This window comes from Polaribacter sp., from assembly GCF_965656025.1.
GTDB lineage: Bacteria > Bacteroidota > Bacteroidia > Flavobacteriales > Flavobacteriaceae > Polaribacter.
In genome coordinates this window covers 1-2,018 of the sequence record NZ_CBFHJT010000127.1, presented here as the reverse complement: position 1 = coordinate 2,018, position 2,018 = coordinate 1, and the positions used below count along the sequence as shown (strand labels likewise).

Below are 2,018 nucleotides of genomic sequence, written 5' to 3'. Positions count from 1 at the left end.
AATTCGTCATATAAAGGATTACTAGCATCCATAGAAGAAATATGTACGTTCCCAGAAGCATGTATAAACTCTTGTTTGTCATTACCTAACCAAATACCAACATGTGTTACTCGTTGTTTTTTATTTTCGGTAGCTTTTTTGCCAAAAAATAATAAATCACCTTTTTGTAAATCAGAAAAATTAAGCATTAAGTCCACTTTTTTGCCAGCATTTATTTGCTGAGAGGCATCTCTAGGAATAATAAACCCATTCATTAAATACACCATTTTTGTAAAGCCGCTACAATCCATACCTTTGGCAGAGGTACCACCCCACAAGTAAGGAAAACCCTCCATGGTTTTTGCAATTTTTTCTACATTGCTTTCAGTTGGGTTTAGATTATAAATCCAAGAATCGTATAGAAGTGCTTCCTCTTTTTTAATAAAACCTATTCTGTTATCTGGATACATAACTTCAAAATAATTTGGGTGCAATGCAATATATTTTAAAATTCCACCTAGAGAAATATCAGAAACGATATTGGCCTCAGTACTTTTATCAGCATATACGTAACCGAAATTTTTGGTGTAAATTATTTTCTTTTCGTTATTCCATTTCTCAAGTTCTGCTTTGGTCATTAAAGTAATTCCACCTTTATCAACCCAAGAAATATAATTGTCTGGTGTTTGTATTCTGTAGAAATCGCCCTCTTTATCTAATACTTTTAAAGGCATGCCTAACAAACCTTGTGTGCCCAATTCTGCAGAATGTTTGGGTGAAGATCTAATATTTATCACAGAATTTTTGGCAACCCCATATTTTTTATCACCTACTACTGAATCTGGTAAAATTCTAATTTTATTAACAAAATTAACTTCTAAAGATTTTAAGCTATCTAATAATTTTTGATATCCTTCTTTCGTATCTGTAAGACCAGTAACAATGATTTCATCATCAGAATAATCAAAATTAATATTAAAAATGGCTACTCTTTTGTCTGGTGCATATTGTTTTTGTATGCTTTCGCTAACACTTTCTAAACCAGATACTAAAATTGAGTTATCGCTACAAGAAAATAATAGCGCTATCATTAATAAAGAAAATATTTTTTTAAGGTTCATAAAAACAATTTTAATATTTTAATAGAATAAAGATAGTAATTTATTCATTTAAATTTATTTCTAAATTTAGATTGTTTTATATTTGAGAATAATCGTTTTTTAAAGATGAAATATCAAAATTCCTTAACATTTGCAAAACAATTAGATAAAGAAGACAAACTAGCTTCTTTAAGAGATCAATTTCACATTCCAAAAGATAAAAACGGCAATGACTGGTTGTATTTTACTGGAAATTCTTTGGGTTTACAGCCAAAAGCGACCCAAAAATATATCAACCAAGAATTAAAAGATTGGGCAAATTTAGGCGTAGAAGGGCATTTTGAAGCTAAAAATCCGTGGTTGAATTATCATGAGTATTTAACCGAAAAAATGGCAAAAATTGTAGGAGCAAAACCATTAGAAGTGGTGGTAATGAATACACTGACCACCAACTTACACTTGTTAATGGTTTCGTTTTACAGACCCACTAAAACAAAATATAAGATTGTAATAGAGAGTGATGCATTTCCATCAGATCGATATGCTGTGCAATCGCAATTAAAATTTCACGGTTTTTCAGAGGATGATTTGATTGAATGGAAACCTAGAGAAAATGAAGAATTATTAAGAATTGAAGATTTAGAAAAAATCGTTGCAGAACAAGGCGATGAAATTGCCTTATTATTAATCGGCGGTGTAAATTATTACACTGGGCAGTTTTTAGATTTAAAAAAAATAGCGACAATAGGGCACTCTAAAAACTGTATTGTGGGTATCGATTTAGCACATGGAGCAGGAAATATTCAACCGAATTTACACGATTCTAATGTAGATTTTGCAGCTTGGTGTACTTATAAATATTTAAATTCAGGCCCAGGAAGTTTAGCAGGTTTGTTTGTGCACGAAAAACATGCAAAAAATAAAGACTTACCACGTTTT

General features: G+C 30.8%; 2 protein-coding genes. One reads left to right on the top strand and one right to left on the bottom strand.

All coding sequences use genetic code 11. The features are described 5' to 3' along the window. The coding region (locus tag ACTG3S_RS14255) for a C40 family peptidase (RefSeq protein ID WP_439129999.1) at nt 1-1,100 on the bottom strand (1,100 nt) is incomplete at its 3' end. Between the two features lie 105 nt (nt 1,101-1,205). Between ACTG3S_RS14255 and kynU the strand changes: the two genes are divergently transcribed. Further along, on the top strand, nt 1,206-2,018 hold an 813-nt coding region (gene kynU / locus ACTG3S_RS14250), incomplete at its 3' end, for a kynureninase (protein ID WP_439129998.1).